This window comes from Allochromatium warmingii (assembly GCF_900107145.1).
Classification (GTDB): Bacteria; Pseudomonadota; Gammaproteobacteria; order Chromatiales; family Chromatiaceae; genus Thermochromatium; species Thermochromatium warmingii.
The window spans coordinates 24,771-45,812 of record NZ_FNOW01000023.1; the positions used below are offsets into that span (position 1 = coordinate 24,771).

Consider the following 21,042-nt stretch of genomic DNA (forward strand, 5'->3'; position numbering starts at 1 on the left):
CAACTCAAAATGACTGTGTTAATCACTTCGCTCGCGTGCCAAACATCAATGACTGGCGGCTCGAAGCTGACGGCTGATAGCTAAACACTGGACGCTCTAAACAAATCGCTAATCACCTGCTGCCGTCTCAGATTCAGCAATCGGTTCACGATAACCGCAGTCTTTTTGCGGACAGACTTTCATTGCACCCTGACTTTTGGTGACTTTCAGCGTCAACACTGGCCAATTACAGTGCGGGCACGCTTCAGCTAATGGCGTATCCCACACAGCATAATCGCATTTTGGATAGGTCGAGCAGGAATAAAAGAGCTTACCGCGCCGCGATTTTTTCTTTTGCAATGTCCCCTGACCACATTTCGGACAGGTGACGCCGGTATCTTCCGGTTTATCCAGCGGCTCAATATGCTTGCATTTCGGATAAGCACTACAGCCAATGAATTTACCATAGCGCCCATGTTTAATTTCCAGCGTCGATCCGCACAGCGGACAGGCCCGCCCTTCAATAATTTCAGGCGCGTTGCGTTCAGGTTTATTTGGATCAAGATCGCGGGTGTAATCACATTCAGGATATTGCGTGCAGCCAATGAAGCGCCCATTACGCCCGAGGCGAATTGCCAGCGGCCCGCCGCATTTCGGACAGGCTTCTTCAATACGCTCTTGCGTCACATCACTGCGTTTTACATGCTCTTGCGTATGATCGACGCGCTCTTTAAATGGCTGCCAAAACCGCTCTAAGAGCGGAATCCATTCAGCTTCACCACGCGAGACGGCATCTAAATCATCTTCTAAGCGTGCAGTGAAATCATAATCAACATAAGCAGTAAAATATTCGGTCAAAAAGCGATTCACCACGCGCCCAACATCAGTCGGCACAAACCGCTTTTTATCGAGAATGACATATTCGCGATCTTGCAGCGTAGAAATAATTGACGCATAGGTTGAGGGTCGCCCGATGCCAAATTCTTCCAATGCTTTAACTAAACTCGCTTCGCTATAACGCGGTGGGGGTTCAGTAAAATGCTGTTCGGGACGAATTGCTAACAGTGCAATACGTTCGCCAATCTGCATTTCTGGAAGCATTCGGTCTTCGTCATCATCTGCGCCCTGCGCATCATCGCGCCCTTCTAAATACACGCGCATAAACCCCGGCTCAACAACCATTGATCCGGTGGCGCGGAGTAGAGTGCCCGCACCGGCGCTAAAATCAACCGCGACCTGATTGATGAGCGCGTGCGCCATTTGACAGGCCAGCGTGCGTTTCCAGATCAATTCATAGAGCTTAAATTGTTCCACGGCAAGATGCGCTTTCACCGACGCTGGATCACGTCGAATCGAAGTCGGGCGAATAGCCTCATGCGCTTCTTGGGCATTTTTGGCTTTGGTTTTAAATAAGCGCGGCGTTTCGGGTAATTCAGCGGCGCTGTAACGCTCTAAAATATAGTCGCGGATTTCGGCAATCGCTTCTTGGGCTAAATTCACCGAATCTGTGCGCATATAGGTAATTAAACCGACTGCGCCCGAGCCAACATCAACGCCTTCATATAATTGCTGGGCGATGCGCATGGTACGCTGCGCGGTAAATCCGAGTTTACGTGCCGCTTCTTGCTGCAATGTTGAAGTAATAAAAGGGGGCGCAGGTTGGCGTTTGCGCTGTTTGCGCTCGACCTGTTCAACAGTCAGCCAACCATTCGCGGCTATTTCTAGCGCGGTTTTAACCGCTGTGGCGCGGGCTTCATCAGTGATGGTGAATTGTTCGACTTTTTCACCGCCAAATTGCGTCAAGCGGGCAATTAAGGCACGTTCGGCTTTAATCGCATCGGCTTCAATTGTCCAATATTCGCGCTGCACAAAGGCGTCGATTTCGGTTTCGCGTTCGCAAATCAAACGCAAGGCCGGACTTTGCACCCGCCCAGCGGATAATCCGCGCCGAATTTTGCGCCAGAGCAGCGGCGAGAGATTAAAACCGACCAAATAATCCAATGCGCGACGCGCTTGTTGCGCATTCACTAAGTCATAAGAAATTTGGCGCGGATGGGCAATGGCGTCTTGTACGGCACGTTTGGTGATTTCATTAAACACCACGCGATGCACGGGTTTATCACCAAGCTGCCGCCGACTTTTGAGCAATTCGTGAATATGCCAAGAAATCGCCTCACCTTCGCGGTCAGGGTCAGTGGCTAAATACAGCGCCTCGCACTCTTTGAGCTTTTTGGCAATGGTTTGAACGTGTTTTTCATTGCGCTCGATGATCTGGTATTTCATCGCAAAGCCCTGCGTGGGATCGACTGCGCCTTCTTTGGGCACCAGATCGCGCACATGGCCATAGGAGGCGACAACCTCGAAACTTGGCCCGAGGTATTTTTTGATGGTTTTGGCTTTAGCCGGGGATTCGACGATGACGAGATTCATGCAGAACGGTTGGCGTGTGCTCGGGTGGTGATAAAGAGGCGCGGCAGAATCAATGCACTTAATCAATGCAACAATCAATACAAGATTTAATGCAAATAAACGGGTTCTTCAGCGTAGAGCATTTCTTCGAGTTGATCGAAGGCTTCTTCCCGTCCCGGACGATTCATTAGCACCAGCAGCGCGACCCATTTGACTTCTTCCACTAAAACCTGTGGATGGTCAATCGCTAATAACCGATCAATCACCAGCTCGCGGCTGATCGGATCTAAAATACCGCTGTGCTCTAATGACATGAGCATACCGCGTGCTTCAAGATCGAGCTTTTCGCATTCTTGTTCGCTGTAAATCCGAATCGATTCACTGAGTGGCGCATGTTCGTGGGCCGCTTCCACACCGAGCGCCAATTCATCAAGCCAATGGAGTGCCTTGTCAATTTCGCTTTGTGAAAAGCCGGCTTGGCTCAATTCATCTTCCAAATCGCTTTGCGCGACCGGCGGTTGTTGTTCGCCATCCATGTAATGTTCGTAGAGATAAATCAGGACATCGACCATGTTTTCGTTCATCGTCATTACTCAATGGATGGAATCAACCAAAAGCTGACTAATCAGGGTGACAGGCGCACCGCGACGCGCTTAAGTGGCGCTGGAAACGCGAGCATAACGGCCACCCGGCAGGCATGATACATGACCCTCTAGCTCTAAGAGCAACAGCATCGCCGAAATCTGCTCCACCGCCCAGCCGGTGCGCTCGGTCAGCTCGTCGAGATTGGCTGGATCATGCCCGAGTGTCTGCAACAACTGCGCCTGTTCCGGTGACAGCGGCGTTGTGGGCACAAGTGGCGGCTGGGCGCTCGCGCTGATGGTCATGGGGCTGGAGTTCGAGCGGTTCGCGCTGCGCGTACTCAGCGCCGGACGCTCGGCGGCAGTCAGCTCGGCACGTAAACGCGGGGCCAGTTCCGCCAAAATGTCATCCGGTTCTTCGACCAGCTTGGCCCCATCGCGGATGAGCGCATGACAGCCCCGCGCCAGCGGATTGCGAATCGAGCCGGGGATGGCGAACACCTCGCGTCCGTGCTCCAGCGCCAGCCGCGCTGTAATCAATGAGCCGCTGTTGAGCGCCGCTTCAGTGACCAGCACGCCGAGACTCAGGCCGCTAATCAGCCGATTGCGCCGTGGAAAATTCCGCGCCAGCGGCCCGGTGCCGGGCGGCAGTTCGCTGACCATCACGCCGCGTTCGACCAGCCGTCGCGCTAAATCGCGGTGCTCGGCGGGATAGACCTGATCTGGCCCGGTGCCCAGCACGGCGATACTGGCACCGCGTTCGAGCGCCGCGCTATGGGCCGCGCCATCGACGCCGACCGCCAATCCACTGGTGATAATCAAGCCTTGCTCGGCCAGCCAGCGGGCAAAGCTGGCGGTGATCTCGCGTCCGGCGGCGCTGGGATTGCGGCTGCCGACAATGGCAAGCTGTGGCTCGGCAAGCCACGCGACCTGACCGCGTGCATAGAGCACCGGCGGCGGATCGGCGATCTCGGCCAGTTGTGGCGGATAGCGCGGGTCGATCAGGGTAATCAGATGCGCTTCGGGACGCTTGGCCCAAGCGAAAATCGGCGCGAGCTGGTCGGGATCGGGGCGTTTGAGCGCGGCGATGGTGTCGGGCTTGAGGCCGCTATTGGCAAGCTGTGTGTCACGGGCCGCGAGCACCGCGCTTGGTGAGCCGAACTGCTCCAGCAGGCGCAAAAAAGTGCGCGGCCCGATACGCGGCGCAAGGCTTAGGGTCAGCCAATCGCGCACCGCTGCATCTTCCGAGGCATCCGGCGCAGCAGGTGGCGGATCAAACTGGAGGGGGGGCAATCCAGTCGCCTACTTGCAGTGCGCGGGTGGCACGTAGAATCAGCGCAAAACTGACGCGCTCAAAGGTCTTAAACACCATCAGCTCGCCAGCTGGCTCGAAGGGTTTGACATAGGCGGCGGTACTGCGCTGAAACTCAGGATGTTTGGCAAAGCTCGAATCTGGTGTGCGCGGCTCGTCGCTCCAGCCAGTAAAGCTATATTCGCGCCCGTACCAAAATGATGTCGATGCCGGGCTATCCATCAGCCAATCCGAATCAGCGATGCCGGTGCGCACCTCATCGCGTTCGCGCTGCCCACCGGCAAACACGGTAAACACATGCCCGGGTTCAATCCGATCCCGACTGCCGCGATCCACAATCACGACATCATATTGTCCGATCTGTGATATCCCGTTCATTACCGAGAGAATCCGCCCCCGCGCACCAGCAGGTGCGGGACGTGGCAAAAAATCGACGAATGGCTGTTCATTTTTAGCCGGAATCACCCGATCCCCGATCATCACTTCGCGTGCCGCTTGCGTCACGCGCAACCGTGCCGGATCGCCGGTGCGCTCTAACTCAGCATTGCCGACAAAGGTTGCCGCATGACCGAGCACCTGATCGGGGTCATCAAAGGCCGTCAGCGGCTCGCCCGGACGCAGAATCTGAAAGTGCTTAACGGCCTCAGAGCGAATTTTGCGCACATAGATCGCATCATGGAGACCGGCGACAAGATGTTCATCAGGAAAGCCGACAACATAGGACGCCCGTTTCAGATCATTGGATTCAGCAACATAGGGTTGCGTCAGAAAGGGCGCGATCACATTGAGGCGAATCGTTGGAATCGGCGCACTCACCGCCTCGCTACGCACCTGCGGACTGAGCTTGACCACACGCGGCCCGCCGCGTCGCTCGGCGCGGGTGATGACCGGCTGGCCGTCGATCTGCGTCAACATCAGCGTATCGCCCGGATAGATGCGGTCAGGATCGGCGAGATCGGGATTGGCCCGCCAGACGGCTGACCAGCGCCAGGGATCACGCAAAAACTGTCCAGCGATGTCCCAGAGCGTGTCACCCGAGCGCACGGTATAGGTCGTCGGCGCACCCGCAGCCAGCTCAACGGCAAAAACGTTTGGTGTTACGACTACAAGTGCAGCGAGCAACCCAGATAAACCGACCCAAACGAAAGAGCGTGACAGGGTGCGCATGGTCTCTCCACAATGGGATGTAGTATCCTGAAGATAATCAGTCCAAATAGTAGCGCACACCGCTGCCCCGCGACCACCTGTAGACCTTCAGCCTCATTCCTACCATTCATCTCTTAATCGTATTCGCATGGCCATACTCGATATTCTCACCTTTCCCGATCCGCGCCTGCGCCAAAAAGCGCGGCCTGTTGCCGAGGTTAATGATTCAGTTCGGCAACTCATCGACGATATGCTCGAAACCATGTATGCCGCCCCCGGCATTGGCTTGGCAGCCACGCAGGTCGATGTGCAGCGGCAAATCATCGTCATTGATATTTCGGAAAACAAAGACGCGCCACTGTGCCTGATCAATCCACGCTTGCTTACCCGCGAGGGCAGCGAGCAGAGGGATGAGGGCTGTTTATCAGTTCCCGGTTTTTTTGAGACCGTCACCCGCGCCGAGCGCGTCACGGTTGCGGCACTTGACCGCGACGGCCAGCCGTTTGAGCTGGAAGCCGATGGCCTGCTGGCTGTCTGCATTCAACACGAGCTGGATCATCTTGACGGCAAGCTGTTCGTCGATCACATCTCGATCATCAAGCGCCAGCGCATTCGCCATAAGCTCGAAAAGCAGCGCAAAGAGCGCCAGCAGGCCGATGCCGACCGCGATGGCACGGCGCACGCTCGCCGTCGTGCGATCTGACGCTGCTGGATACTCATACCAATGCCTCCCTTGCGCCTGATATTTGCCGGTACGCCGGAGTTTGCCGTTCCCTGTCTCACCGCACTTTTAGAGGCGGGACAGACTGTGATCGGCGTGTATACGCAACCTGACCGCCCCGCCGGACGCGGCCGCCAGCTCCAGATGAGTCCGGTAAAAACCGCCGCGCTCGCTCAGGGTTTGCCGGTTTATCAACCCGAAAGCCTGAAGCGCGATCCCGAAGCGGTGGCCGCGCTTCAGGCACTGGGCGCGGATCTGATGGTGGTGGTCGCCTATGGACTGCTGCTGCCGCAAGCGGTACTCGCTGCGCCGCGTTTGGGCTGCGTCAATGTCCATGCGTCCTTGCTCCCGCGCTGGCGCGGCGCGGCTCCGATTCAACGGGCGATGCTCGCCGGTGATGCGGAAACCGGAATCTGCATCATGCGCATGGAAGCCGGCTTAGATACTGGGCCGGTCTATCATCGGATCTCGACCCCCATTGATGCGCAGATGAGCGGCGGCCAGTTGCATGATCGGCTCGCGGCACTCGGCGCACAGGCATTGCTTGAGGCACTGCCGGAGATTGCCGCCGGATCGCGTGCCCCGGAGCCGCAGGATGATCGCCAAGCGACCTATGCGCACAAGCTCACCAAAGATGAAGCGGCAATCGACTGGCAGCAACCGGCGGCGCTGATTGCGCGGCAAGTGCGGGCCTTTGATCCCTGGCCGGTGGCTTACACGCAACTCGATGGGGCTACGGTGCGCATCTGGTCAGCCGAAGTCGAAATCGAAACCGAAACCGCCGCGCAACCCGCGCATATCCTGCCCGGAACCGTGCTCACCGCCGAGCGGCGCGGAATCCGCGTGGCCACCGGCAGCGGTGTGCTGCGTCTGACTCGTCTGCAACCGCCGGGCAAAAAGCCTATGAGCGCCGCAGAGTATTTGAATGCTCGTCAGTTAGAGGGTGCGCGTTTTGGCTGCTGAACGGTTTGCTTCCTCCTCTCGCGCCCCAATGGTGCCCGGTGCTGAAGCGCGGGCAGCAGCGGCCCGTGCGCTTCATGCCGTGCTGAATCGCGGTCAATCGCTCTCGCGCTTGCTGCACAATGATCCGACGCGCCGCACGCTGGTCGATCAAGCTCTGATTCAGGAAATGGTCTACGGCGCACTGCGTGTGCTACCGCGTCTGCGGCTGTTTGCTGACCAGTTGCTCGACCGCCCGCTCAAACCGCGTGACAACGATGTTCAAGCCCTGATTTTGATTGGACTTTATCAACTCAGCGCGATGCAGACACCGCCTCATGCGGCGGTCTCGGCGACGGTCGGGGCCACGCGCCTGCTTGGAAAACCGACGCTGGCCGGATTGGTCAATGCGTTGTTGCGGCGGTTTTTGCGCGAACATGAAACCCTGTCGGAAGCGATTGCGACCGACCCGGCAGCCCAGTGGCTCTGTCCCGCTTGGTTACGTGAACGGGTGCAAGCTGACTGGCCGGATGACTGGGAAGCGATCTTGCTGGCCAGTAATACCCGTGCGCCGATGGCGGTGCGCGTCAATTCGTTGCGCATCAGCCGTGATGACTATTTAGCCGAACTGGACGCGGCGGGCTTGGCAGCGCATCCGCTTGCCGGACTCGACAGCGGCGTGCAGCTTGAGCAGCCGTGTGCGATGCGCAATCTGCCCGGTTTTGCGGCGGGGCGGGTGTCGATTCAGGACAGCGGCGCACAATTAGCCGCGCAGTTACTCGATGCCCAGCCGGGCGAACGGGTGCTCGATGCCTGTGCCGCGCCCGGCGGTAAAACAGCGGCGATCTTGGAGCGGGCGGGCAATGCGCTCGATTTGATCGCGCTCGACAGTGATCCCACACGCCTGACGACGGTGCATTCGACGCTGCGCCGTTTGGGATTAAACGCACAGGTGCAGGTCGGCGATGTCACCGCGCCTCAGGGTGAGTGGACAGAACGCCCATTCGACCGGATGTTGCTCGATGTGCCCTGTTCGGCGACCGGCGTGATGCGGCGGCATCCCGATATTAAATGGCTGCGGCGACCCGATGACATCGCGGCGCTGGCTGCGACCCAGACGCAGATTCTGGAGGCACTCTGGCCGTTGCTGAAAGCCGGTGGCACCCTGCTGTATGCCACCTGTTCGCTGTTTGATGAAGAAAACGCTGCGCAAATCAATGCCTTTCTCGCCCGTCACACTGATGCGCGGGCAGTGGCGCTGCCGACTGATTGGGGTCAGATACGCGCCTGCGGTCGGCAACTGCTGCCGACGGAACACGGACATGACGGCTTTTTCTATGCGCGGCTCATCAAGGATGGGACTTGATGCGCGGTTCGGTCTCCCGCCTCACGCTCACCGGCTTGCTCGGGGTGTTGCTAACGCTCTCGCTGGCGGCACAGGCCGACGCCGAGTTCAGCATTCGTCAGGCACAGGTGCGCGGCGATGGGGAGCAGCTACGATTTAATGCGCAGGTGGCCTTTGCGTTTAGCGAGCCGGTGCTCGAAGCCCTCGATCATGGTGTGCCGCTGACGCTGGTGTTTCAGCTTCAGGTGCGCCGCGCTGATGCCTGGCTCTGGGAAGAAAGCGTGCTCGATGAACAGCGCCGCTACACGATCCGCTATCGACCGCTGTCACAACGCTATGAAATCCACCGCGTGCCGCGTCCTGACGGGCGCGATTTCGTTTCGCGGGATGCGGCGATTCGCGCCCTCGGCGAGTTGAGCGATCAGGTGCTGATGCGCCGTGATCGGCTCGACCCGAATACCGATTATGTGTTGCAAATCAAGGTGTTTCTGGATATTGAGGAGCTACCGCTGCCCCTGCGTCCGATGGCCTATTTAACGCCGTCTTGGAATCTGTCGAGCGGCTGGACAACATGGCCTTTCAAACCTTGAACTGGAACTGGCGGCGCTTGCGCTGGCATCGCGGACTAGGCACGCTGCCGGTGGCGCTGCTGATTTTTGGCCTGTTCGTCGTGCTGGTGCTGATGCGCGACGCGGTGGAAAACTCGGAAACGCTCAGTCGTGCTTTTTTGCCGCTGCTGGCGCTGGTGCTCACTGGACTGCTGGCGCTGGCGGTGCTGGTGGTCGTCAATATCGTCAAGCTGGTGCGCCGCTATCGCCGCCAAGCCGCTGGCTCGCGCTTGACCGCCCGCATCGTGGTGCTATTTGCGCTGATTTCGTTGTTACCCGTCGGCGTGGTGTATTACTTTTCGCTCGGATTTTTGCTGCGCGGCATTGATAGCTGGTTTGATGTCGAAATCGGTCGGGCGATGCAGGATGCACTGGTGCTCAATCAAGCCTCGCTCGATCTCAATCAGCGGCTGTTGGTCAAAATCAGCGAACAGTTATTAGCTGGCATTGAGGATCGCTCGGCAACAGCGATTGCGCTCAGTCTCAACGATCTGCGCCGCCGAGCTGGAGCGATTGAGCTGACCGTTTACGGCGCAACCGGGCAGGTGCTCGGCACCGCGAATGAAGATCCGACGCAACTGGTGCCGAGTCAATCGGATCGCGAGCTACATCACAGCGTGCGGGCTGGAGCCAGTTATGTCGGGCTGGAAACCCGCGTTGGCGGGGAATTAGTGGTGCGCACGTTGGTGCCGGATCCGCGTGGCCGCGACATGCTGATGCAGGGCTTATTTCCGACCTCGGCGCGAATTACCGAACTCTCCGAGCGGCTGGAAAGTGCCTATAACCGCTATACCGAACTGGCCTATTTGCGCCAATCGCTCAAACTCAGCTTTTCGCTCACGCTGTCGCTGGTGCTGCTGTTTGGGCTGATGGCGGCGCTGATTGCGGCGTTTCATACCGCACGGCGGCTGGTGGCACCGATTGCCGACATCGCCCGCGCCACGCGCTCGATCTCCGATGGCAAGTATGAGCAACAAATCACCGTGCCGCGCCAAGATGATGAGCTGACGTTTTTGGTCGCGTCCTTTAATGCCATGTCACGGCGAATCGCGCAGGCCCGCGATGCCGCCGCGCAGAGCAAACAGGCGGTTGAAACTCAGCGCAATCATCTCGAAACCATCCTCGGGCGGCTATCTTCGGGCGTGGTCGCGTTCGATGCTGCGCACCAGTTGCGCACGGCGAATCCGGCGGCGCTCCAGATTCTCGCGCTGGCCGTCGATGTCACACAGGAAGCCATCACGCTTGAAGCCTTAGAACGTGACCGCCCCTGGCTAACACCCTGGACAGAGACCGTGCGCCGTCATATCGCCGAGGCGCAACCCTGGCGGGCGGAAGTCACGCTGCAACGCGATGAACTCAGCCAAACGCTGATGTGTCGCGGCAGTCCGCTGCCGCTGCCCGATGTTGAGCAACGCGGGCATGTGGTGGTGTTTGATGACATCAGCTCGTTGATCGTCGCCCAGCGCAACGCAGCTTGGGCGGAAGTGGCGCGACGGCTGGCGCATGAGATTAAAAATCCGCTCACGCCGATTCAGCTTTCCGCCGAGCGGTTGCGGCATAAACTCTTGGCCAAAGCGGATGAGACGGATGCGCGGATTATTGACCGCGCCACTAGCACCATCATTCAGCAGGTCGAGGCCATGAAAGCGATGGTCAACGATTTTTCTGACTATGCCAAAAGCCCGAAACTACAGGCCGAGCCGCTGGTGTTCGATCAGCTGGCGCGGGCGGTGCTCGATCTCTATCGCAGTGCCGGCATTCCGGCGCTCACTGTGGAATTGGGCGCACCGGACGTTGAAATTCGCGGCGATCCACTGCGTTTGCGCCAAGTGATTCATAATCTGATTAAAAATGCACAAGAAGCCCTCGACGGTCGCCCCGAGGGTCAGATTGCCTTTACCACCGAACTCATTGCTCACGCCACCAAGCCGAGTGTGCAAATTCAGGTCGTCGATAACGGCCCTGGCTTTGCCCCGCAACTGCTCGACCGGCTGTTTGAACCCTATGTCACCACCAAAACAAAGGGGACAGGCTTGGGGCTGGCGATTGTCAAGAAGATAATCGAAGAGCATGGCGGTATGATCGAAGTCGAAAACCGCGATCCGGGTGCCCTGATTCGGATTCGCCTACCTGTCTGGCACGCCACCGCTGCGGCAGTGCAAGCTTGAGAAACAGTCGGGAGCATTACAAGCACATGAGCGCCACCCATATCTTGGTTGTCGATGACGAACCCGACATTCGCGGCCTCGTCAAAGAAATCCTCGAAGACGAAGGCTATGCCGTTGCCGTGGCCGAAAACGGCGAAGCGGCCCGCCACGCCCTGCGCGACCGCCGCCCCGATCTGATTTTGCTCGACATCTGGATGCCTGATCTCGATGGCATTTCGCTCCTGAAAGAATGGAGCGACGATGCCGGGCTACCCTGTCCGGTGATTATGATGTCGGGACATGGCACGGTGGAAACCGCCGTCGAAGCCACGCGCTTGGGCGCGTATGACTTTCTTGAAAAACCGCTGTCGATGGCCAAGCTCTTGCTCACCATTGAACGGGCGCTGGAAGCCGAAAAGCTTCAACAAGAGAACATCGGCCTCAAACGCCGCGCTCCACAGGTTCACGAACCAGTCGGACGCAGTGCCGCCATGCAGCGCCTGCGCGAGCAAGTCAAACGCATCGCCCAACACGATACCTGGGTGCTCATTACCGGCGAAGCCGGTAGCGGCCGCGAAACCTTCGCCCGCTATTTACATGCCCAAAGCGCCCGCCGCGAACGCCCCTTTGTTGATTTAAGCGTCTCGGCGCTCGCGGGTAATCAAGCGGCAGTCGAATTATTCGGCATCGAAGAAGGTGAGCACACTCATTACGGCAGCTTAGAAAAAGCCGCTGGCGGCACATTACTCCTCGATGAAGTCGCCGATATGGAATGGGATGCGCAATCGAAATTACTCGGCGCATTGGATAGCGGATCATTCTTGCGCGTCGGCGGTGGTGAACCGGTGCGCATTGATGTGCGCATTGTCGCTGTCACCCAGCGTAATTTAGAAGAAGAAGTCCGCGCCGGACGGTTTCGTGAGGATTTATTTTATCATCTCAATGTCGTCCCGCTACATCTTCCACCTTTGCGCGACCATGCTGAAGATGTGCCCGATTTATTGAATTTCTATCTCGATTATTTCGCCACCCACGAAAAACTCCCCTATCGGCGTTTTAGCGTCGGAGCGCAGAATTTTCTGCGTAATTACGATTGGCCGGGCAATGTGCGTGAATTAAAAAATCTCGTCCAGCGCGTGCTGATTTTGGGATCAGGCGATGAAATCAGCCTCAAAGAAGTCGAAAGCGCCCTCGGCGCTTTACCGATGATGCACGCGCAAAGCCTTGAAGGTCTGGTCTCATTCGATCAGCCACTGCGCCAAGCCCGCGAGCAATTCGAGAAAGCCTATCTCGATTATCAGCTCGAAAAACATCAAGGCAATGTCAGCAAAATGGCGAAAGAAGCTGGCATGGAACGCACTCATCTCTATCGCAAATTGCGCTCATTAGGAATTGAAATCAAGGAGCGGAGGTGAGGTCAGCTTTCAGCCTCCAGCTTTTAGTTTAATATGACGACAACACCAACCCATCATCAAATTAAACAAGCTGGAGGCTGGCGGCTGATAGCTGGTCGCTCACAATGAAAATCATCATCCTCGGTGCCGGTCAAGTTGGTTCATCGGTCGCGGCGAATTTAGTCAGCGAAGCCAATGATATTACTGTCGTCGATCAAGACGCGGATTTATTGCGCGAATTACAAGATCGTTTTGATTTGCGCACCGTGCAAGGTCATGGCGCTCATCCCGATGTGCTCGCCCGCGCTGGCGCTGAAGATGCCGATATGATTATCGCTGTCACCAACAGCGATGAAACCAATATGATTGCCTGTCAGGTCGCTTATACGCTCTTTCATACCCCGACTAAAATTGCGCGGGTGCGGGCGCAAAGTTTTCTCGATCAACCGAAACTTTTTGGCAGTGATGCCCTGCCAATTGATGTTGCGATTAGTCCCGAGGCATTAGTCACTGAATATATTCTGCGTTTAATTGAAAACCCCGGCACTCTCCAAGTGCTCGATTTTGCCAATGGTCGCATTCGTTTAGTCGCCGTGCGTGCTTTTCATGGCGGCCCATTAGTAGGTCAGGAATTACGCGCTCTGCATGAGCACATGCCGCATGTTAAAGCGCGGGTTGCGGCAATTTATCGCCAAGATCATGCGATTCAACCCGAAGGCGATACGCGCATTGAAGTTGATGATGAGGTCTTTTTTGTCGCAGCACCGGCGCATATTCGCACCGTGATGAGCGAATTACGGCGGCTAGATCCATCTTATAAACGGCTGATTATTGCCGGTGGTGGCAACATCGGGATGCGACTAGCGAAAGCACTGGAACCGAGTTTTCGGGTTAAATTGATTGAACAAAATTATAAACGCAGCCAACAGATTGCCGAACATTTAGAACGTGCGATTGTGCTGCATGGCGATGCAGCCGATCAAGAATTGCTGCTTGAAGAAAATATCGAAAATACCGATGTTTTCTGTGCCGTGACCAATGATGATGAAGCCAATATTATTTCCGCGATGCTGGCGAAACGGCTCGGAGCGCGTAAAGTCATGGCGCTGATTAATCGCCCATCCTATGTCGATTTAGTGCATTCGGGCGCAATTGATATTGCCATTTCGCCACAACAAGCCACCATCGGCAGCTTGCTCAAGCATGTAAGGCGTGGTGATGTGGTGATGGTACATGCCTTGCGGCGCGGCGCGGCTGAAGCAATTGAAGCCATTGCGCATGGCGATCCAAATTCCAGTAAAGTCGTCGGGCGGCGGATTGCTGAATTAAAATTACCGAAGGGCGCAATGATCGGCGCATTAGTACGTGGTGAAGATGTTTTAATTGCGCACAGTGATACTGTGATTGAATCCGAAGATCATGTTATTTTATTTTTACAGGATAAGCGCCGGATTCAGGAGGTTGAGCGACTGTTTCAGGTCGGCGTGACTTTTTTATGACCTTTGGCGCAGTTCAAAAAGTATTCGGGCTGCTGCTGATACTGTTTAGTTTCAGTATGCTCCCGCCAGTGATTGTTTCATTGATTTATAACGAGGGTTGGGCCTGGCCATTTTGGGTCGCATTTGGCTTAATCTTTGGGCTGGGATTATTCATTTTTCTGCCAGTGGCGCATTCGCGCCAAGTGCTACGGGTACGCGATGGCTTTCTCGTCGTGGTGCTCTTCTGGACAGTATTGGGATTAGCCGGTGCGCTGCCATTTTGGTTAGCACCGAATCCAGCGATTTCAGTCACGGATGCGATATTTGAATCGATTTCCGGTTTAACTACTACCGGCGCGACCGTGATTATCGGTCTCGATCATCTGCCCAAGTCGATTTTATTTTATCGTCAGCAACTGCAATGGCTAGGCGGCATGGGGATTATCGTGCTGGCGGTCGCGGTATTGCCGATGTTAGGGGTCGGCGGAATGCAATTATTCCGCGCTGAAATGCCCGGCCCCATGAAAGATTCCAAACTCACCCCGCGTATTACCGAAACGGCAAAGGCACTGTGGTATATCTATTTATGGATGACCATTGCCTGTACCCTTGCTTATTGGTGGGCGGGTATGAGTTTATTTGATGCCATTGGTCATGCGTTTGCGACCATTGCTATCGGCGGTTTTTCAACGCACGATCAAAGTATTGGCTATTTTCACAGCACGGAAATTGAGCTGATTGCAGTATGGTTTATGGTGCTGGCCGGTATGAATTTTACCCTACATTTTATGGTGGTGCGTCGTCAAGATTTGCGGATTTATGTTCAGGATAGCGAATTTCGGCTCTATTTAGTTGTGCTGGGCAGTGTAATTACGATTACAACACTGGCACTTTATGACAGTCAGACCTATACGACTTGGTGGGACGCCTTCACCAAAGGCTTATTTCAAGCGGTGTCAATCAGTACCACGACGGGATTTGCCACCGCTGAGTTTTATCTTTGGCCACCATTTATTGAAATTTTGCTGTTATTAGCCAGTTTCGTCGGCGGTTGTGCAGGATCAACCGGCGGCGGTATTAAAGTGATTCGATTTTTGTTATTGATTAAGCAGGGCGTGCGCGAAATCAGCCGCTTGATTCATCCGAATGCGCAAATTCCGGTGCGCATTGGCGGCAAAACCGTCGATCATCGTGTTGTTGATGCGGTCTGGGGCTTTTTTTCGCTCTATGTGGCCAGTTTTAGTGTGATGTATTTGATGCTGGCGGCGACTGGATTAGATTTAGTGACCGCGTTTTCAGCGGTAGCAGCCTGCATCAATAATCTGGGGCCTGGATTAGCCACTGTTGGCCCACATTATGCCGATCTTAATGATACGGCTAAATGGATTCTCTGTGTGGCGATGTTATTGGGGCGCTTGGAGATTTTTACATTATTGGTATTATTAGCGCCTGCTTTTTGGCAGCGGTGATTTCAGACAGGATAAACAGGATTATTCAGAATTAACAGGATAGAATATATTTAGTTTTTGAAATTTTTTAATTTTGAAAAATCTTGTCAATCCTGTCTCTATTGATCGCATCTGCGCAACATGAATTTCCCCACTGAGCACGATATTGCGGGCTGTTTAATCCGCGACCGCTATTCGATTCAATCGCGGCTGCGCAATTTACGGCGACGGGCGCGAGCTGGTCAGCCAATTGACGAGGCGCTAACTAAACTTTGGGCGTGTATTCAGGCATCTCAATTATTGGTGGCACAGCGGCAGGCATTGGTGCCAATTATTAACTATCCGCCCGAATTGCCGGTCAGCGAGCGGCGCGATGAGGTGGCGGCGCTGATTGAGCGTCATCAGGTGATTGTGCTGTGCGGCGAGACTGGCTCAGGCAAGTCAACGCAGTTACCCAAGCTGTGTCTGGATTTGGGGCGCGGGCGTTTTGGGCGCATCGGTCACACCCAGCCGCGTCGGCTTGCCGCGCGCAGTCTGGCCAGTCGCGTCGCGCAGGAGCTGGGCGTTGAGAACAGCGGGCTGGTTGGCTATAAGGTGCGTTTCCATGATCGTGTACGCCCCGAAACCGCGATTAAGCTGATGACCGACGGGATGCTGCTGGCTGAAATCCAGCAGGATCGTTGGCTTAATGATTACGATACATTGATTATCGACGAAGCCCATGAGCGCGGGCTGAATATTGATTTTCTGCTCGGGTATCTTAAAGGCTTATTGCCGCACCGCCCCGATCTTAAGCTAATTGTCACCTCGGCGACGATTGATCCCGAGCGATTTGCGCGTCATTTTACTGATAGTGAACATCGTCCAGCACCAATTATTGAGATTTCTGGCCGCACCTATCCGGTCGAAATTCGCTACCGACCGCCCGAAGAAGCGAGCGCCGCCGAGTGCGATGAATCAATGCAGCGGGCAATTTCCGAAGCTGTTGAAGAATTGGCGCGAGTTGGGCGCGGTGATGTATTAGTGTTTCTTTCTGGCGAGCGCGAAATTCGCACCACAGCGGAAACACTCCGCGCCCATCATCCGCCTTCAACTGAAATTCTGCCGTTATTTGCGCGTCAAGGGCCACAAGAACAAGCGCGTATTTTTCAGCCGCATGGCACACGCCGAGTGATTCTGGCGACGAATGTCGCTGAGACTTCGCTGACCGTGCCCGGCATTCATTACGTGATTGATCCGGGCTTTGCTCGTATTAGCCGCTATAGTCATCGCACCAAAGTTCAACGGCTGCCGGTGGAGCGCATTTCGCAGGCCAGCGCCAATCAACGCAGTGGTCGTTGTGGGCGTATCGCTGCTGGGGTTTGTATTCGGCTGTATAGCGCCGATCAATTCAGCGCCCGCACCGAATTTACTGAACCGGAAATTGCGCGGGCGAATCTTGCTGCGGTCATTTTGCAAATGAAGCAGCTTGGTTTTGGTGCGATTGAACATTTCCCGTTTATTGACCGACCGGATTCGCGGCTGATTAACGACGGTTATCGCACGCTGGAAGAACTCGGCGCGCTCGATGATCGCGGCGAATTGACGACGCTTGGGCGTCAACTTGCACGCCTGCCGGTCGATCCGCGTATTGGACGGATGCTGCTGGCCGCCGCTGAAAATCACTGTCTCGCTGAAGTGTTAATTATTGCCGCTGCATTGAGCGTACAGGATCCACGTGAGCGCCCGCACGATAAACAGCAAACCGCTGATGAAATCCACGCCAGTTTTAATCATCCCGAATCGGACTTTATTACCTTTCTCAATCTTTGGCACTTTCTCGACCGCGAACGCCATCAACTCTCACGTAATAAATTCCTCAAGCTTTGTCAGCGCCATTTTTTATCTTGGAATCGGGTACAAGAATGGCGCGATATTCATGCTCAATTGCGTGAACAATTGCTAGAAATGGGATTTCGGGAGCAGCTTCCAGCCGCCAACTATCAGCCCTTAGCGAATGCTGATCCTATCAAGCTGGCTGCTGGTGGCTGGCCGCTGGATGCTGACCGCTCTGCCGCCATTCATCGCGCTATTCTCACGGGTCTGCTTGGAAATATTGGCTTCCGCGAAGCGGAACGCGAATTTCAGGGCGCGCGCAATAGCCGATTTTTTATTCATCCGAGTTCGGCGCTGTTTGCACGTCCGCCGAAATGGGTGATGGTTGCGGAACGGGTTGAAACCACGCGCCACTATGGACGTATTGCCGCAAGTATTCAGCCTAGCTGGATTGAACACGCCGCCGGTCATTTACTCCAGCGCAGTTATTCTGAACCGCATTGGCAAGCGAAATCCGGTCAGGTCGCGGCATTTGAAACCGTCACATTATTTGGCATCACTTTAGTAACCAAGCGGCGTGTGAATTATGGCCCAATCAATCCAGCGGAAGCGCGTGAGATTTTTTTACGCTTCGCGCTGACCGAAGGCGATTTTCACACTCGCGCCCCATTTTGGCGTCACAACCGCGAACTGATTGATTACGTGCATCATTTAGAAGCTAAATCGCGGCGACGTGATATTTTGGTTGATGATGAAGCGATTTATGCGTTTTATGCCGAACGTGTGCCGACGGGAATTTATTCCACACCGCAATTTGAACGCTGGTTGCGTCAAGTCACACGCCAAACGCCAAAGATTTTGCATTTACGCTTGAGCGATCTCATGCGCCATGCGGCAGCGGAAATTACTGCCGACGTATTTCCCGATCAATTTGCAGTTGGCGCAACGGCTCTGCCGCTCGAATATCGTTTTGATCCAGGCGCAATAACGGATGGCGTGACATTGGTTGTGCCATTGCCGCTAATTAATCAAGTTTCACCGGATCGGCTCGATTGGCTGGTGCCTGGATTATTAGAAGAACGCATTACCGCCTTGCTGCGTGGTCTGCCTAAAACATTACGTAAAGCCTTTGTCCCAATTCCCGATACCGCAAAACGCTTGGCGGCACGACTTAAACCATCGGATCGCCCGTTAATTCAGGCATTAGCTGAAGAAATTCGCGCACTCAGCGGCGTACAAATTCCAGAAGATGCTTGGGATCAATCGGTGATTCCGCCGCATTTACGTATGAAAATTCGGCTAATTGATGAAACCGGACAGGCGCTGGCGATTGGTGATGATCCCCTTGCGCTCAAACGTCAATTTGCCGCGCAGGGCGCACAGGGTTTTACGCAATTGCCGAATACAGATACCGCACTGGAACGCACGGGCGTGACGCGCTGGACATTTGGCGATCTGCCTGAAACCGTCGATTTAACACGCGCTGGCATTCAATTGCGCGGCTATCCGGCGCTTGTCGATCAAGGCGATACTGTGGCAATTAACGTGCTTGATTCAGCAGACAATGCCGCGATTGCACACAGAGCCGGATTACGGCGCTTGATTATGCTGCATTTGAGCACAGATATTCGCCAATTGCGCAAACATCTGCCGAATTTAGATCGAATGCGTTTGCAATATGCTAAAGCGCCTGTTTTTGCCGCACAACCGGCTGATTTAGCTGATGAAATAATTGCGCTGAGTCTGGATTTAACCTTTATCGATCATCAACCGCCGCTGCGTACTCAAGCAATATTTGAGCAGCGTTTAGCAACGGGCAGCGCCCAGCTTATTCCAACTGCGCAAGCGGTTTGTCAATTAATTGGTGCAATTCTGAGCGATTATCATGCCTTGCGTAAACGGTTAGCTGCGATAATACAAGTTAATTGGATGCCGTCGATCCTTGATATCCGCGAGCAGCTTGATAGCTTAATTTTTCGCGGTTTTCCACAGCAGATTCCATATTGTCATTTAGAGGATTATCCGCGTTATCTCAAAGCACTTGCGCAGCGGATTGAACGTCTTGCTCATGCGCCTGACCGTGATCGACGTTGGATGCAAGAGATGGCTGGTATTCAAACACGTTGGCGGGAGCGTAATAGTGCTGCTAAAACAGCCGGGCGTCATGATGCGCGGCTAGATGAAATTCGTTGGTTATTAGAAGAATTGCGTGTTTCGCTGTTTGCGCAACAGCTTGGTACAGCGTATCCGGTATCGGTGAAGCGGATTGAGGCGCGGTGGAAAGAATTGGGGTTGTGAATTACGCGGTCTGACGGAAGTTCTAAAATAGATTCCTCGCCGATTTCATCAAGATCAGCTAATATTTCACGGGTCATTTCTAACAATCCGAATTGCCCCGATCTAGCTTGACGATCACCCGCATCATATACCATCTGGGCATATTCACATCCACGCGGATTTGTCAGCGAAACAATTTCGACTTGACCGCCATGATCGCCGAGACGGTTATTACGATTGCACCGCCCAGCAATTTGAATGAGCGCATCCAGCGGCGCAAAATCACGAATCACAATATCCAGATCAATATCGACTCCGGCTTCGATGGTTTGGGTTGAAACTACAATTCCAGGCTGACCATTTGATAATGCTTTAATCGCGGCAATTTTAATCAGCCGGTCGCGTGGCGTAACATCGGCGCTCACTAACCAGACTGGAATATCTGGCTGTTGCGCACGCATAGCCCGCCAGACCGCTTTAGCACTGGCGCGGGTATTGAGTGTAATCAATACCCGTTTTCCCTGTGCGCACCATGCCGTTAAACGCGGTTGCAGTGATTGAATAAATGCACTCAGCTCCTGCCGTTCGCGATGACACAACCGAAGCCGATAACGTTTGAATTGCGCAAAAACCGCCGCGACCTGTTCGGGATCACCCGCCAGCTCGCGTGCGCCGGATAATAGCGCCGGTTGGGTTGCTGACATCAGTAGAATGTGCGTGCGGCTCTCGGTTGTCAGACCGCGCAATGCCTGATCGACCAGATCCCACAATCGGCACGGCACGGTCTGCACTTCATCGAGAATAATCAGCGCATCCATCAGTGCATGAAAGCGCATCTGATGTCGGGTTTTTGGCGAGAACAGTGCCAAAAGCAACTGATCAAAGGTCGTAATAACGATTTCCGCTTGCTAGGTATCAAGAAAAAAGCGGGCGGCATTCGCGCCAAGCGTCTGACCTTCAATCTCATATTCGCTGTATGACAATGAATGACTGGCCAGCAATTGATTGCTCTGAGCACGGTCATGCGGATTCAGCCCGAGCAGCGTGCGGTATTCCTGTTCAGTCTGATCAATGATCGACAAAAACGGCAGCGCAATGATGATCTTAGGCGTTGATTCGGTGACATGCGCTCGGATGCGCTGCGTCAATGCCCAGGTTGCGGCAAGCAGAGTTTTGCCGGTACCAGTGGGGAGGGTTAGGGTGCAGCAGGGATGATCGACCGCTATCGCCGATAGCAGACGGGTGCGCAATGTGTGGCGCAACGCATTCAAGGGTGTGTCGGGCAAAGATGTGAGCCGCGCATCAACGCATTCTGGCGGCAGTTCGGGACGCTGTTGATAAACGTAGTTGTCAAGTCCCGCGAGATTATAGACACGCTTTTTGAAGCGTTCGGGGCATTGTTGTTGCCAGTCCTTGAGTGCTTGAATCGGCGCGATGTGTCCG

At 54.9% G+C, this 21,042-nt stretch carries 14 protein-coding genes and 1 pseudogene; 9 read left to right on the forward strand and 6 right to left on the reverse strand.

Features of this window, described 5'->3' with window-relative positions; translation table 11 throughout:
• Nucleotides 1-108 precede the first annotated feature (108 nt).
• The 4 genes from topA to BLW10_RS08360 form a co-directional block, all read right to left on the reverse strand.
• Nucleotides 109-2,409 (reverse strand): type I DNA topoisomerase, encoded by a 2,301-nt coding sequence (gene topA, locus BLW10_RS08345; RefSeq protein WP_091333836.1) that lies wholly within the window; start codon nt 2,407-2,409, stop codon nt 109-111.
• Between the two features lie 86 nt (nt 2,410-2,495).
• Nucleotides 2,496-2,972, reverse strand: coding sequence for a Smg family protein (locus tag BLW10_RS08350; protein WP_091333838.1), 477 nt, complete (start codon nt 2,970-2,972; stop codon nt 2,496-2,498).
• Nucleotides 2,973-3,041: 69 nt separating this feature from the next.
• Nucleotides 3,042-4,262 carry a DNA-processing protein DprA gene (gene dprA / locus BLW10_RS08355; RefSeq protein ID WP_177169024.1) on the reverse strand — a complete coding sequence of 407 codons (1,221 nt, stop codon included), beginning with the start codon at nt 4,260-4,262 and terminating at the stop codon, nt 3,042-3,044.
• Nucleotides 4,243-5,448 (reverse strand): LysM peptidoglycan-binding domain-containing protein, encoded by a 1,206-nt coding sequence (locus BLW10_RS08360; protein WP_091333840.1) that lies wholly within the window; start codon nt 5,446-5,448, stop codon nt 4,243-4,245. The genes dprA and BLW10_RS08360 overlap by 20 nt, the downstream gene beginning before the upstream one ends.
• A 127-nt stretch (nt 5,449-5,575) precedes the next feature.
• Between BLW10_RS08360 and def the strand changes: the two genes are divergently transcribed.
• The 9 genes from def (at nt 5,576) to hrpA (ending at nt 19,620) form a co-directional block, all read left to right on the forward strand.
• Nucleotides 5,576-6,130: a peptide deformylase gene (gene def / locus BLW10_RS08365; protein WP_091333842.1), complete on the forward strand. Its 555-nt coding sequence runs from the start codon at nt 5,576-5,578 to the stop codon at nt 6,128-6,130.
• Between the two features lie 21 nt (nt 6,131-6,151).
• Nucleotides 6,152-7,111 (forward strand): methionyl-tRNA formyltransferase, encoded by a 960-nt coding sequence (gene fmt / locus BLW10_RS08370; protein ID WP_091333843.1) that lies wholly within the window; start codon nt 6,152-6,154, stop codon nt 7,109-7,111.
• 28 nt (nt 7,112-7,139) lie between these two features.
• Nucleotides 7,140-8,453: a 16S rRNA (cytosine(967)-C(5))-methyltransferase RsmB gene (gene rsmB / locus BLW10_RS08375; RefSeq protein WP_091333845.1), complete on the forward strand. Its 1,314-nt coding sequence runs from the start codon at nt 7,140-7,142 to the stop codon at nt 8,451-8,453.
• A complete protein-coding gene (locus BLW10_RS08380; protein ID WP_177169025.1) occupies nt 8,453-9,022 on the forward strand; it encodes a DUF4390 domain-containing protein in 570 nt (189 codons plus the stop codon). Before rsmB ends, BLW10_RS08380 begins: the two co-directional genes overlap by 1 nt.
• Nucleotides 9,004-11,208 carry a sensor histidine kinase gene (locus BLW10_RS08385; RefSeq protein WP_091333848.1) on the forward strand — a complete coding sequence of 735 codons (2,205 nt, stop codon included), beginning with the start codon at nt 9,004-9,006 and terminating at the stop codon, nt 11,206-11,208. The genes BLW10_RS08380 and BLW10_RS08385 overlap by 19 nt, the downstream gene beginning before the upstream one ends.
• Before the next feature lie 26 nt (nt 11,209-11,234).
• Nucleotides 11,235-12,602 carry a sigma-54-dependent transcriptional regulator gene (locus tag BLW10_RS08390; RefSeq protein WP_091333849.1) on the forward strand — a complete coding sequence of 456 codons (1,368 nt, stop codon included), beginning with the start codon at nt 11,235-11,237 and terminating at the stop codon, nt 12,600-12,602.
• Between the two features lie 104 nt (nt 12,603-12,706).
• On the forward strand, nt 12,707-14,080 hold the full coding sequence (gene trkA, locus BLW10_RS08395; protein WP_091333851.1) for a Trk system potassium transporter TrkA: 1,374 nt from the start codon (nt 12,707-12,709) through the stop codon (nt 14,078-14,080).
• Nucleotides 14,077-15,528, forward strand: a complete 1,452-nt coding sequence (locus tag BLW10_RS08400) for a TrkH family potassium uptake protein (RefSeq protein WP_091333853.1) — start codon at nt 14,077-14,079, stop codon at nt 15,526-15,528. The genes trkA and BLW10_RS08400 overlap by 4 nt, the downstream gene beginning before the upstream one ends.
• A 120-nt stretch (nt 15,529-15,648) precedes the next feature.
• Nucleotides 15,649-19,620, forward strand: coding sequence for an ATP-dependent RNA helicase HrpA (hrpA, locus tag BLW10_RS08405; RefSeq protein ID WP_091333854.1), 3,972 nt, complete (start codon nt 15,649-15,651; stop codon nt 19,618-19,620).
• Nucleotides 19,621-19,766: 146 nt separating this feature from the next.
• Here the strand turns inward: hrpA and cas3 are convergent.
• A pseudogene (gene cas3 / locus BLW10_RS14265) lies at nt 19,767-20,498 on the reverse strand (CRISPR-associated helicase Cas3'); the annotation flags it as partial.
• 9 nt (nt 20,499-20,507) lie between these two features.
• Nucleotides 20,508-21,042: DEAD/DEAH box helicase family protein (locus tag BLW10_RS08415; RefSeq protein WP_177169026.1), on the reverse strand; the 535-nt coding region annotated here is incomplete at its 5' end.